Source organism: Pseudomonas sp. MYb193 (assembly GCF_002966775.1).
Taxonomy (GTDB): Bacteria; Pseudomonadota; Gammaproteobacteria; order Pseudomonadales; family Pseudomonadaceae; genus Aquipseudomonas; species Aquipseudomonas paracarnis.
Window position 1 is genome coordinate 4,338,510 of the sequence record NZ_CP023269.1, and the last position, 12,962, is coordinate 4,351,471.

A 12,962-nucleotide genomic window follows, 5' to 3' on the forward strand; every position below is an offset into this window, starting at 1 on the left:
ATGAACACATCGCAATGGGCAGTAATGCTGCCACTTCTCGGGGCAATAAGTGCCCCTGCCTGGGCCGATCAGACAGAGCAGACACAGGCAGCCCCGACCAGCCTGCAACTGCAGGCGACAGTGGTATCGGCCACGCGCAGCGAAACCAGCATTGCGCAGATTCCAGGCTCAGTGCAGGTGATCAATGAAGCGCAAATCCGCCAGCAGACCGGGGCAGGACGTCGGGTTGCAGATATCCTCGGCCAACTGGTACCTGGCATTGCCCCTTCCAGCGGCGGCATGAGCAACTTCGGCCAGACGCTTCGCGGGCGCAATACCCTGATCCTGATCGACGGGGTTTCACAAAACGCCACGCGCGATAACTTCCGCCAGCTCAACAGCGTGGCACCGGAAAGCATCGAGCGTATCGAAGTGATCTCCGGCGCCAGCAGTGTCTACGGCGCAGGCGCATCGGGCGGCATCATCAACATCATCACCAAACGCAACCAAGGTGAAGACCTGGCGTTCAGCAGCAAGATCGGCATGACCGCCGGCAACAACCTCAGCCACAAGGGGTTCGCTTACCAGGCGTTCCAAAGCGCCACCGGGCGCAAAGGCCCGGTGGACTGGTACCTCTCGGGCAACACCGTGCAGCGCAACGATCAGTTCGACGGTAATGGCAAGCGCATTCCCCAGGACACGTCCCAGGGCAGCAACATGGACACCGATACCTACGACCTGCAAGGTCGCTTCGGCTATGAGCTTGATGACGACAAGAAGATCAGCCTGTCGCTGCAAGACTACAAGGACGAACAAGACACCCGCTATACCAAGAACCCCCGCATCACCAGCAACGCAGTCGCCGTAAAAGGCCTGGACCTGGGCGACCAACCCTACACCCACAACCAGGCGGTCAACCTCAACTACGCCGACAAGGATTTCTACGGCCAGGGCCTGCAGATCGAAAGCTACTGGCGGCGGGCCGACGCACTGTTCTTCCCCGACCTGTCCCGGGGCCGGGCAGGCGTGTCAGACAACAACAGCGTGCAGGACGTCTACGGCCTGCGTGCAGCGGTCGATACCCAGATGCCGGACATCGGCCCGGCAACGGGCAACCTGGTATGGGGCGCGGACTACGACCATGAAACCTCACGCCAGCGTGGCGACCAATACCGGGTCAATGGCCTGAGCTACAGCAAAACCGGTACCACGTTCGAACTGGGCCCGGATATCGAGACCACCACCAAAGCCATCTTTGGCCAGCTGTCTTACGACATCGATGACTGGACCTTACGCGGTGGTGTACGTCGCGAGTGGATTGAGAGCAAAGTCTCCGACAGCATCGCGTACGGGGAAATCGTCCAGACCGGCAACCGCGCGACACTGCCCGGCGGCACGCTCAAATACGATGACACGCTCTATAACCTCGGGGCGGTGTATCACCTGACCGAAAACCAGGACGTGTTCGTCAACTTCAGCCAGGGCTTTTCCCTGCCGGATATCCAGCGCTTCCTGCGTGACGTGAACAGCAAATACGATATCCAGGACCTCAATGCCCAGGCCTTGAAGGTCGACAGTTACGAGCTGGGCTGGCGTGGCGACTGGGACAAGTGGCAGGCCAGTGTCACCGCGTACGAAAACACCTCGGATGTCACGCAGTTCTATGACGCCAATGATCGTGTGCTGCGCCTGATCAATCAGAAAGAACGCGTGCGTGGCGTCGAAACCGGCCTGACCTATAACATCACCGACCAATGGTCCGTCGGTGGTACTTACGCTTACGCCAAAGGCGAGACCCAGCAGAACGGCAAGTGGATCGACCTGCCTGCCACCCGCATCTCCCCCGCCAAGACCACAGCGTTTGTCGGCTATGAGCGTGACGACTACAGCCTGCGCTTGCAGGGTATGCGCCTGGCCAATTATGACGCTGCGGCCAAGGACAACAACGGTCGCGATATCCAGGGCTACACCCTGGTCGACCTGCTGGGCTCGGTAAGGCTACCGGTAGGCCGCCTCGAAGGGGCGGTGTACAACCTCACCAACCGCAACTACCAGAACATGTTCGCCCAGGCCAATGCTCGCGCACCGTACCCGAATGCCGAGGGTCGTACCTTCAGCCTGAGTTACGCAGTGGATTGGTAACCGGTTGGTGCTGCACGCTTAAAACACAAACCCCGCCTTTTGGCGGGGTTTGTCATTTCCAGCGGCTTACCACATCAGATCATCAGGGATCTGGTAAGCGGCGTACGGATCATCCTCATCCGGCACCTGGCTTTCGGTGAGGATGTTGAGCTGCACGATACGCTCAGGCGCGCGCTCCTGGATCTTCAGCGCCGCTTCCCGTGGGATCACCTCGTAGCCGCCACCGTGGTGCACGATCGCCAGGGAGCCGTTGCTCAGCTTGTTGCGCATCAAGGTGTTGACCGACAGGCGCTTGACCTTCTTGTCATCGACGAAGTTGTAGTAGTCCTCGGTGGTCAGCTTGGGCAGGCGCGAGGTCTCGATCAGTTGCTTGACCTGGGCAGTACGCGCCTTGGCCTCGGCTTTTTCCTGCTGCTGACGGTTCAGCTCCTGGTCACGCTTGACCTTCTCGGCGTGTGCCTCAGCGGCCAGGCGCGCCTGGGTATCATCGACTTCGGCCTGGCCCTTGTGGACCAGGCGCTGCTGTTTCTGCTTCTCTTTGCCGACCTGTTTGGCCTGCTTTTGGTTGACCAGACCTGCTTTGAGCAACTGGTCGCGAAGGGAAAGGCTCATGGTGCTTACTCACTTAGGCAGCTGCTCAACCGCAGCTGGACACATTCTTTTCCTGACGTTTGGCTTCACCCCAGAGGGCGTCCAACTCTTCGAGGGTGCAATCTTCTATGGGTTGGTGTGTATCGCGCAATGCCTGTTCGATAAATCGGAAACGTCGTTCGAACTTGGCATTGGCACCGCGCAAGGCGGTTTCCGGGTCGACCTTGAGGTGACGGGCCAGGTTGACCGCGGCAAACAATAGGTCACCGACTTCATCGGCGATGGCCACCGCGTCGTTTTCGGCCATGGCTTCGAGTACTTCATCCAATTCTTCGCGAACGTTGTCCACCACCGGCAACGCGGACGGCCAGTCAAAACCGACCTGGCTGGCGCGCTTTTGCAATTTGGCCGCACGGGACAACGAGGGTAAGGCGGTGGGCACATCGTCGAGCAGGGAGAGTTGCTCGGGAGCGTCGGACTTTTCTGCGCGCTCCTCAGCTTTGATCTGCTCCCAGCGTTCCTTGACCTGTTCTTCGCTCAACTGCGGGATATCCAGCGGTGCGTACAGGTCGCCGGTTGGGAACACGTGAGGATGCCGGCGAATCAACTTACGGGTGATGCTGTCGATCACGCCGGCAAATTCGAAGCGCCCTTCTTCCCGGGCCAGTTGGCTGTAATACACCACCTGGAACAGCAGGTCGCCCAGCTCGCCTTGCAGATGGTCAAAGTCGCCGCGCTCGATGGCGTCGGCCACTTCATAGGCCTCCTCCAGCGTGTGCGGGACGATGGTCGCGTAGGTTTGCTTGATGTCCCACGGGCAGCCGTACTGCGGGTCGCGCAGGCGGCTCATCAGGTGAAGCAGGTCTTCGAGTGAATACATCGTATCTCTTTCCGCTGAATATCTAATGTGGGAGCTGGCTTGCCTGCGATGCTTGCGACTCGGTGCTTCAGTTAAACCGAGGTGATGCTATCGCAGGCAAGCCAGCTCCCACAGAAAACAACTCCACATGTCAGTGAGCAATCATCCTGCTAATCATGGGGTGCGGTTACGCCGGGTTTCGATGATGTTCGGCAACTGGGAAATCCGCCCCAGCAACCGTCCCAGTGCGTCCAACCCCGGAATCTCGATGGTCAGGGACATCAATGCAGTGTTGTCTTCCTTGTTTGAACGGGTGTTGACCGCCAGCACGTTGATCCGCTCGTTGAGCAGCACTTGCGAGACGTCACGCAGCAAGCCGGAACGGTCGTAGGCACGGATGATGATGTCCACCGGGTAAGTGAGCACCGGCACCGGGCCCCAACTGACCTGGATGATCCGCTCCGGTTCGCGCCCGCCCAGTTGCAGCACCGAGGCGCAATCCTGGCGGTGAATGCTCACGCCACGGCCCTGGGTGATGTAGCCGACAATGGCGTCGCCCGGCAACGGCTGGCAGCAGCCGGCCATTTGCGTCATCAGGTTGCCCACGCCCTGGATCTGGATATCGCCACGCTTGCCCGGCTTGTAGCCAGTGGCTTTGCGCGGGATCAGCTCCAGCTGTTCGTTGCCGCGCTCCGGCTCGACCAGTTGCTGGGCCAGGTTGACCAGTTGCGCCAGGCGCAGGTCGCCCGCGCCGAGGGCGGCGAACATGTCTTCGGCGATCTTCATGTTGGCCTTTTCGGCCAGCTTGTCGAAGTCCACCTGAGGCAGGCCCAGGCGCGCCAGTTCGCGTTCAAGCAAGGTCTTGCCAGCGGCGACGTTCTGGTCACGCGCCTGCAGCTTGAACCAGTGGACGATCTTCGCCCGCGCCCGCGAGGTGGTGATGTAGCCCAGGTTCGGGTTCAGCCAGTCGCGGCTCGGCGTGCCGTGCTTGCTGGTGATGATCTCGACCTGTTCACCGGTTTGCAGGCTGTAGTTGAGCGGCACGATGCGCCCATTGATCTTGGCGCCGCGGCAGTTATGCCCGATTTCGGTGTGCACGCGGTAGGCGAAGTCCAGCGGCGTGGCGCCCTTGGGCAAGTCGATGGCGTGGCCGTCAGGCGTGAAGATATAGACCCGGTCCGGCTCGATATCCACCCGCAGTTGTTCGGCCAGGCCGCCGATGTCGCCGAGCTCCTCGTGCCATTCCAGCACTTGGCGCAGCCAGGAAATTTTCTCTTCGTACTGGTTGGACCCGGCCTTGACGTCGGTGCCCTTGTAGCGCCAGTGCGCACACACCCCCAGCTCGGCTTCTTCGTGCATGGCGTGGGTGCGGATCTGCACTTCCAGCACCTTGCCTTCAGGGCCGATTACCGCCGTGTGCAGCGAGCGATAGCCGTTTTCCTTGGGGTTGGCGATGTAGTCGTCGAATTCCTTGGGAATGTGCCGCCACAGCGTGTGGACGATACCCAGCGCGGTGTAGCAGTCGCGCATTTCCGGCACCAGCACGCGCACCGCACGCACGTCGTAGATCTGGCTGAAGGCCAGGCCCTTGCGCTGCATTTTGCGCCAGATGGAATAGATGTGCTTGGCGCGGCCGCTGATATCGGCGTCCACGCCGGTGGCCTGCAACTCCGAACGCAACTGGCCCATGACGTCGCTGATAAAGCGCTCGCGATCCAGACGCCGCTCGTGCAGCAACGTGGCGATCTGTTTGTACTGGTCGGGTTCCAGGTAGCGGAAGGACAAATCCTCCAGCTCCCACTTGATGTGGCCGATGCCCAGGCGATGAGCCAGTGGCGCGTAGATGTCGAAGACTTCGCGGGCCACACGGTTGCGCTTTTCGTCATCGGCGGTCTTCACCGCACGGATCGCGCAAGTACGCTCGGCCAGCTTGATCAGCGCGACGCGCACATCGTCGACCATCGCCACCAGCATTTTGCGCAGGTTCTCTACCTGGCCCTGGGTGCCCAACACCATCGACTGGCGCGGGCTGAGGCTGGCGCTGATGGCCGCCATGCGCAGCACGCCGTCGATCAGCTTGGCCACCACCGAACCGAAACGCTGGCCAACGGTGGCCAACGGAATATGCCCTTCGCGCACGCCGCGATAGAGCACGGCGGCAATCAGCGAATCCTGGTCCAGCTTGAGATCGGCGAGGATCTCGGCGATTTCCAGGCCAGTGCGAAAACTTGAAGTGCCTTCGGCCCACAGGTTCTTGGCCGCATTGTCTTGCTGTTCAGACTCACGAGCGAACTCGCAGGCTGCTTTCAAGGCTTCACGGTCCAGTGCCGGGTCGACACTGACGGCATGATCCAGCCATGCCTCGAGATTGATACTGCCGTCGGTGTTGATCGGCTGGTGTGCTCTCACCTGTACCATCTTGCTTACCTTCCCTACGACGCACCTTCGATGCGCCAAAATCATCGCCGACTTTTACTGCGAGCTCCGTGGCAGTGTTCAGGCCCTGGAGAACGCAGGCCAGTCGGATTAAACGGGCATCCTAGCCCGCTTCAAATAACGCCATGGCCTCGACATGCGCGGTCTGCGGAAACATGTCGAGGATCCCGGCACGCTTTAGCCGGTAGCCTTGCTTGACCAACTCAACCGTGTCCCGCGCCAGCGTGGCTGGGTTGCAGGACACATACACCAGGCGCTTGGCCCCCAAGGCTGCAAGTTTGCGCACAACCTCCAGGGCACCATCGCGGGGTGGGTCCAAGAGTACCGCAGAAAAGCCCTGTTTGGCCCATTCTGCGTCGGTCAAAGGCTGGGACAAATCGGCCTGAAAAAACTGTACGTTATGCAAATGGTTGCTGACGGCATTGAGGGCCGCACGGTCCACCATGGCCTGTACGCCCTCCACCGCCACCACTTCGCGTACGTGGCGAGCCAGTGGCAGGGCAAAGTTGCCCAGGCCGCAAAACAGGTCCAGTACCCGTTCGTCGGCTTGTGGCGCCAGCCATTGCAGCGCTTGGGCGACCATCGCCTGGTTGACCCCGGCGTTGACCTGCACAAAGTCGCCCGGCCGGTACGCCAGCTCCAGATCCCACGCCTCCAAACGGAAGCCCAGGGCCTGACCCGGCTCGACGGGCTCCGGCTGCCCTTCCCCGTGCAGCCACAATTGGGCGTCATGGAAGGTGCAGAATTCCTTGAGGATCTGCAGGTCAGCCTCGGACAACGGCGCCATATGCCGCAGCAACACGGCGATGGACGAACCGCTGAACAACTCGACATGCCCCAACGCCTGCGGTTTGCTCAAGCGACGCAGCATCGTTGGCAAACGCTGCATGATCGGTTGCAAGGCCTGTACCAGCACCGGGCAATCATCGATAGCGACGATGTCCTGGCTGGCCACGGCGCGAAAACCCACTTCGAGTTTCTTCGCCTTGGCGTCCCAACGTACGGCCACGCGGGCGCGGCGCCGATAACCGAACTCCGGCCCGCTCAACGGCGCTGCCCACTCCTGTGGCTCGACACCGGCCACCCGGGACAATTGCTCGGCAAGCATGCGCTGTTTCAGGGCAAGTTGTTCTTCATGGGGCAGGTGCTGCACGCTGCAACCGCCGCAGCGGCCAACATGGGCGCAGGGTGCCGGGCGACGCAACTCGCTGGCCTGGAACACCCGCTCGGTGCGCGCCTCGACCACTTTGCCATGGGCGCCCAACACCCGTGCTTCCACCTCTTCGCCGGCCAACGCACCATTCACAAACCAGGTGCGGCCTTCAAAGAACACGATGCCCCGGCCATCATTGGCCAGGCGCTCGATGGTCAGGCGCTGTTTCTTGCCCACGGGTATCTGTGGGGCCCGGCTGCCGCCCGTCGGTTGGAAGCGCAGGCCTCTCTCGTGCTTGGCCATCAGTTGGGTTCGTCGAAAATGCCGGTCGACAGGTAACGGTCGCCTCGGTCACAGATGATCGCGACGATCACCGCGTTTTCCACTTCTTTGGACAAGCGCAACATACCGGCCACGGCGCCACCGGAGGACACGCCGCAAAAGATGCCCTCTTCACGGGCCAGGCGGCGGGTGGTGTCTTCGGCTTCGCGCTGGGCCATGTCGATGATGCGGTCTACCCGCGTGGCGTTGTAGATCTTCGGCAAATACTCTTCGGGCCAACGACGAATACCCGGGATGGCCGCGCCTTCCATCGGTTGCAGGCCGACGATCTGGATCGCCGGGTTCTGCTCCTTGAGGTAGCGCGAGTTGCCCATGATGGTACCGGTGGTGCCCATGGAGCTGACGAAGTGAGTGATGGTGCCCTGGGTCTGGCGCCAGATCTCCGGGCCGGTGCTGGTGTAGTGCGCCTCGGGGTTGTCGCCGTTGGCGAACTGATCGAGCACCACGCCACGGCCTTCGGCGGCCATGCGCTCGGCAAGATCGCGGGCGCCTTCCATGCCTTCTTCCTGGGTCACCAGGATCAGCTGGGCGCCATAGGCGGTCATCGCCGCCTTGCGCTCGGCACTGCCGTTGTCGGGCATGATCAGCACCATCTTGTAACCCTTGATCGCTGCGGCCATGGCCAGGGCGATCCCGGTGTTACCCGAGGTGGCTTCGATCAGGGTGTCGCCGGGTTGGATCTGCCCACGCAACTCGGCGCGGGCGATCATCGACAGTGCCGGGCGGTCTTTGACCGAGCCGGCCGGGTTGTTGCCCTCGAGTTTGAGCAACAGGGTATTGCTGGTTTCACCCGCCATGCGTTGCAAGCGGACCAGGGGCGTGTTGCCGACACAATCGGCGATTGTTGGGTACTGCAAGGTCATGGCGTATTCGCAATCCAGACTGCGGGGCGCACATCATACCGGGAAAGGCCGGCGGGCCATATCACGCAAAGTGTGGTGCTTATGGCTTAAAGGCATAAGCCGGGTTTATGTCGGGTCGCCATGGTTGCGCTGGAATACTTCATCGCCCATCGCAGCAATCTGCCCTTCGATCAGCGCTTCAAAGGGTTTGAGCAGTGGCTCAAACGACGTCGGCGCTTCCAATACCTGCAACGCTTGCGTGATCGCTTCGACCGTCGACAAGGCGCCAGGCCCCGGCGCCTTGCGCAAGCGATAGCGGGAAACGCCACCTTCGGCCAATGTCACCCGGGGCAACGCCGCCAGCAAGGGGTTGAGGTGCAACAGTTTGCGCGCCTTGCGCCAGGTGCCATCGGGAACCACCAACAGCATTGGCTGATCGTCAGGTGCGTAGGCGTGCAGCGGCTCGGCGTCATCCGCCGGAAACAATAGGCGTGCCCGATAGCCAGGCGGGTTCAATAGCGTCGCCAGGTCATCAAACACCTCCCCCACCACCAACTGCGCGTTGTTCAGGCCCAGCGCCGCCAACCGCGCAGTATTGAGTGCATGGCCGACCTCGCTCGGGTGCTGCAACAGCAACACGCGGGTGCGGCTGTCGAGGTGGGGGATCAGCGCACAGAGGCAGTGCGTGGTCGGGCGCAGGCAGCGCGGGCAATGGGGTCGGGACATGGTGTGTTCAGGCCTGGTTGAGCTGGGTCTTGAGCAAATCGCGGAAGGTCTGGATCAGGGGCTCGCGGCTACGACCACGGCGCATGATCATCGAAAACGGCGCCTGGTAGCCGAAGGTGGCCGGCAGCAAAACGCGCAGGTCGCCCTTGTCAGCCCAGGCCTGGGCGTAGTGTTCGGGCAGGTAGCCAATATAAGCGCCCGACAGCACCAGAATCAGTTGCGCCTCCATACTTTCCACCGTGGCAGCGCTGTGCTTGAAGCCGTGGCGCGCCAGCTCGGCCTGGCTCCAGTAACCTCGCCCGACCATGCGTTGCTGGGTGATCACTTGTTCCGGGATGCGCCGCTCGTTGAACAATGGGTGCCGGGTGCTGCAATACAACCAGTGCTGTTCGCGGTACAGCGGCATGTAGACCAGCCCGCTCATGCGGTTGGAAAACGCACCGATGGCCAGGTCAAGGCGGTTGTCCTGCACCCCCAGTTGCAATTCGTAGGGGCTCATCACCGACAGGTGCAAATGCACTGCCGGGTGCTCCAGGCTGTAGGCGCCAATCACTTCGGCGAACGGCAAGGCCTTGTCGCTGACGGTGGAGTCGAGCACTCCGAGCTTGAGGGTGCCGCGCAACTCGCCTTTCAACGCGGCGGCGTATTGCTCGAAACCTTCGAGTTCGCCCAACAGGCGCAGGGTTTCCTGATGAAACAGCTCGCCCTTGCTGGTCAGGCTGAAGCCGCCACGGCCACGATGGCACAGCACCAGGCCCAAGGCTGACTCGAGTTGGCTCATGTAGGTGCTGATGGCCGACGTCGACAGGTTGAGCTCGTGCTGGGCGTTGGCAAACCCTTGGTGGCGCACGACGCTGACGAAGATGCGCAGGAGTTTCAGGTCGGGCAAGGCGTTGGCCATGGGGGCTCCAGGGGACACACTAAAATTGTGGGAGCTGGCTTGCCTGCTCCCACATTTGAATGGAGTTTACCCCAGGCTTTAGTTTAGAAAAATCTGAACTAAGTATTTGCCTCTGCCGATTCTTCCTAAGCCAGGCTTTTCGCAGAATCGGCCATCAATAAACAAAACAACGATGAGGCAATCCCGTGGACAAGATTTTCCACCAACCACTGGGCGGCAACGAAATGCCGCGCTTCGCCGGCATCGCCACCATGATGCGTCTTCCCCACCTGCAAACCGCCAAGGGCCTGGACGCCGCCTTCGTCGGCGTGCCTCTGGATATCGGCACCTCGCTGCGCGCCGGTACGCGCTTCGGCCCACGGGAAATCCGCGCCGAGTCGGTGATGATCCGTCCCTACAACATGGCCACCGGCGCCGCACCGTTCGACTCACTGTCGGTGGCCGATATCGGCGACGTGGCGATCAATACCTTTAACCTGCTCGACGCGGTGCGCATCATCGAAGAGGCCTACGACGAGATCCTCGAGCACGACGTCATCCCCCTGACCCTGGGTGGCGACCACACCATCACCCTGCCGATCCTGCGGGCTATCCACAAGAAACACGGCAAGGTCGGGCTGGTGCACATTGATGCCCACGCCGACGTCAACGACCATATGTTCGGCGAGAAAATTGCCCACGGCACCACCTTCCGCCGCGCCGTGGAAGAAGGCTTGCTTGATTGCGACCGCGTGGTGCAGATCGGCCTGCGCGCCCAGGGGTATACCGCCGAAGACTTCAACTGGAGCCGCAAGCAAGGCTTCCGTGTGGTCCAGGCCGAAGAATGCTGGCATCACTCCCTGGCGCCGCTGATGGCCGAAGTGCGAGAAAAAGTCGGCGGTGGCCCGGTGTACCTGAGCTTCGACATCGACGGCATCGACCCCGCCTGGGCGCCCGGCACCGGCACCCCGGAAATCGGCGGGCTGACCACCATCCAGGCCATCGAAATCATCCGCGGCTGCCAGGGCCTCGATCTGATTGGTTGCGACCTGGTAGAAGTTTCGCCGCCTTACGACACCACCGGCAATACCTCGTTGCTGGGCGCCAACTTGCTGTACGAAATGCTCTGCGTATTGCCTGGCGTCGCGCATCGCTGATAAGGCGAACGCGCTGAGAACAATAAAAACCGCGTCTTCACACTCATAACCAAGGGGGGTCGCACAGATCCCCGACAACGATGTACCTGACTTTCGCTCGCGTGTTTACCGAGCCAGCTGCCGCCTGATCGCCCATAAAAAATATAATCGGAGAACCGCCGTCATGGCTTTGGATTTATTCGTCGTACTCATCTACGCCGCCGGCATGCTGGTGCTCGGCTACTACGGCATGCGTCGTGCCAAGACTCACGAAGACTACCTGGTCGCCGGCCGCAACCTCGGCCCATCGCTGTACATGGGCACCATGGCCGCCACGGTGCTGGGCGGTGCGTCCACCGTCGGCACCGTGCGTCTGGGGTATGTGCATGGTATTTCGGGCTTCTGGCTGTGCGCCGCGCTGGGCGCGGGCATCATTGCCCTGAACCTGTTCCTGGCCAAGCCCCTGTTGAAGCTGAAAACTTTCACCGTCACCCAGGTCCTGGAAAAACGCTACAACCCGATGGCCCGCCAGGCCAGCGCGGTGATCATGCTGGCCTATGCGCTGATGATCGGCGTGACCTCGATCCTGGCCATCGGCACCGTGCTGCAAGTGCTGTTCGACCTGCCGTTCTGGATGTCGGTACTGGTGGGCGGCGGCGTGGTGGTGGTGTATTCGACCATCGGTGGCATGTGGTCGCTGACCCTCACCGATATTGTGCAATTCGTGATCAAGACCGTCGGCCTGATGTTCATCCTGTTGCCGATCTGCCTGTACCGCGTCGGCGGCTGGGATGAACTGGTGGCCAAGCTACCAGCGTCAAACTTCAGCTTCACCGCGATCGGCTGGGACACGATCATCACCTACTTCATGATCTACTTCTTCGGCATCCTGATCGGCCAGGATATCTGGCAACGGGTCTTCACCGCCCGTGACGAAAAGGTCGCCCAGTACGCAGGCACTTTTGCCGGCTTCTATTGCATCCTGTACGGCCTGGCCTGTGCGCTGATCGGCATGGCTGCCCATGTGCTGATCCCGGACCTGGACAACGTCAACAATGCCTTCGCCGCGATCGTCAAAGCTTCGCTGCCGGACGGCATTCGCGGCCTGGTCATCGCCGCCGCGCTGGCCGCCATGATGTCCACCGCCAGCGCCGGCCTGCTCGCCGCCTCCACCGTATTGACCGAAGACCTGCTGCCCCGCCTGCGCGGCGGCAAGGCGTCGAGCCTGAGCATCAACCGCCTGTTCACCCTGTTGACCGGCGTTGCCGTGCTGGGTATCGCCTTGGTGGTCAACGATGTGATCAGCGCCCTGACCCTGGCCTATAACCTATTGGTGGGCGGTATGTTGGTGCCCTTGATCGGCGCGATCTTCTGGAAGCGCGCGACCACCTCGGGCGCAATCACGTCCATGAGCCTGGGCTTTGTGACCGCGCTGGTGTTTATGTTCAAGGATGGGTTGGATGCAAACACGCCGATCTACTACAGCCTGGCGGTGGCGCTGGTGAGCTTTGTGCTGGTGAGCCTGCTGTCGCGTCGGCCGGCAAAGGTGGCGGCTGCGGTGGTTTGAGCTATAACAAAGGCGGGGATATTTTCTTCAGCGGGCGCGACGTCGGAGGTCGCGCCCGTTTTTTTCGCCTGGTACAAAACAACTGTGGGAGCGAGCAAGTCGAATCGTCGCACCGCCGCTCCCACATTTTCTGGACCGCGTGATTAGCGGCGACGTGGCCGACGTTGCTCGTCATCCGTGCGAATCGGCACCGGTTGCAGCGGAGGCTCGATCAAGCCCAATGCAACGCCGAGGTCGTGGAGCCAGTTTTGGATTTTCTCTTTCATGATTGCCCCCTTTGAGGGTAGTGCTGGCCGGCGGGAGTTCTGT

At 61.4% G+C, this 12,962-nt stretch carries 11 protein-coding genes; 3 read left to right on the plus strand and 8 right to left on the minus strand.

The window, feature by feature from the left end:
• Positions 1-2,121, plus strand: a complete 2,121-nt coding sequence (locus tag CLM72_RS19710; protein ID WP_105227664.1) for a TonB-dependent receptor — start codon at positions 1-3, stop codon at positions 2,119-2,121.
• Between the two features lie 66 nt (positions 2,122-2,187).
• On the opposite strand, the gene CLM72_RS19715 is transcribed toward CLM72_RS19710, so the two are convergent.
• From CLM72_RS19715 to CLM72_RS19745, 7 genes are all read right to left on the minus strand, one after another.
• Positions 2,188-2,733: a DUF2058 domain-containing protein gene (locus tag CLM72_RS19715; protein WP_014719402.1), complete on the minus strand. Its 546-nt coding sequence runs from the start codon at positions 2,731-2,733 to the stop codon at positions 2,188-2,190.
• 25 nt (positions 2,734-2,758) lie between these two features.
• The gene (gene mazG / locus CLM72_RS19720; protein WP_105227666.1) at positions 2,759-3,592 is read right to left on the minus strand and encodes a nucleoside triphosphate pyrophosphohydrolase; all 834 of its coding nucleotides are present in this window, start codon (positions 3,590-3,592) and stop codon (positions 2,759-2,761) included.
• A gap of 153 nt (positions 3,593-3,745) precedes the next feature.
• Positions 3,746-5,989: a GTP diphosphokinase gene (gene relA / locus CLM72_RS19725; protein ID WP_005790193.1), complete on the minus strand. Its 2,244-nt coding sequence runs from the start codon at positions 5,987-5,989 to the stop codon at positions 3,746-3,748.
• A gap of 121 nt (positions 5,990-6,110) precedes the next feature.
• Complete coding sequence (gene rlmD / locus CLM72_RS19730) at positions 6,111-7,463, minus strand: 23S rRNA (uracil(1939)-C(5))-methyltransferase RlmD (protein ID WP_105227668.1); 1,353 nt, start codon at positions 7,461-7,463, stop codon at positions 6,111-6,113.
• A complete protein-coding gene (gene cysM, locus CLM72_RS19735; RefSeq protein WP_034128318.1) occupies positions 7,463-8,365 on the minus strand; it encodes a cysteine synthase CysM in 903 nt (300 codons plus the stop codon). The genes rlmD and cysM overlap by 1 nt, the downstream gene beginning before the upstream one ends.
• 105 nt (positions 8,366-8,470) lie before the next feature.
• Positions 8,471-9,070, minus strand: coding sequence for a tRNA-uridine aminocarboxypropyltransferase (locus CLM72_RS19740; RefSeq protein WP_105227670.1), 600 nt, complete (start codon positions 9,068-9,070; stop codon positions 8,471-8,473).
• 7 nt (positions 9,071-9,077) lie between these two features.
• The gene (locus tag CLM72_RS19745) at positions 9,078-9,971 is read right to left on the minus strand and encodes a LysR family transcriptional regulator (protein ID WP_032895879.1); all 894 of its coding nucleotides are present in this window, start codon (positions 9,969-9,971) and stop codon (positions 9,078-9,080) included.
• A 185-nt stretch (positions 9,972-10,156) separates the two neighbouring features.
• On the opposite strand from CLM72_RS19745, the gene speB reads away from it, so the two are divergent.
• Positions 10,157-11,107, plus strand: a complete 951-nt coding sequence (gene speB, locus CLM72_RS19750) for an agmatinase (protein WP_065909690.1) — start codon at positions 10,157-10,159, stop codon at positions 11,105-11,107.
• A gap of 163 nt (positions 11,108-11,270) precedes the next feature.
• Entirely contained in the window at positions 11,271-12,653 is a 1,383-nt protein-coding gene (locus CLM72_RS19755) for a sodium:solute symporter (RefSeq protein ID WP_105227672.1), read from the plus strand.
• A 143-nt stretch (positions 12,654-12,796) separates the two neighbouring features.
• On the opposite strand, the gene CLM72_RS29340 is transcribed toward CLM72_RS19755, so the two are convergent.
• Positions 12,797-12,919 (minus strand): PA1414 family protein, encoded by a 123-nt coding sequence (locus CLM72_RS29340; RefSeq protein WP_003193089.1) that lies wholly within the window; start codon positions 12,917-12,919, stop codon positions 12,797-12,799.
• Positions 12,920-12,962: the final 43 nt, after the last annotated feature.